Here is a 260-nt window from a genome sequence, read left to right as displayed (position 1 = left end):
AGGGAGGTTTCCTGAATGAAAATTTATGTAGTGTATGATAGTGAAGGCGAACATACTAAAGTGCTTGCAGAAGCGATTGCTGAAGGCGCGAGAGAAAACGACACGGCTGAAGTGTTCATCGACCATGTAGATCAGGCTGATATCCGCAAGCTTAAAGATATGGATGCGATTATTTGGGGATGCCCAGGGCATTTCGGAACAATCAGCTCCGGTCTTAAAACTTGGATCGACAGACTTGGCTACTTGTGGGCTGAAGGCGA

At 46.5% G+C, this 260-nt stretch carries 1 protein-coding gene; it reads left to right on the top strand.

Translation table 11 applies throughout. The features are described from left to right. Window positions 1–15: 15 nt before the first annotated feature. Window positions 16–260, top strand: a 245-nt coding sequence (locus tag SB660_RS21710) for an NAD(P)H-dependent oxidoreductase (protein WP_410584491.1), incomplete at its 3' end; no start/stop codon positions are given.

The sequence above is a fragment of the Bacillus sp. SIMBA_005 genome (assembly GCF_046535585.1).
GTDB lineage: Bacteria > Bacillota > Bacilli > Bacillales > Bacillaceae > Bacillus > Bacillus pumilus.
This window is presented reverse-complemented; position numbering and strand designations above follow the sequence as displayed.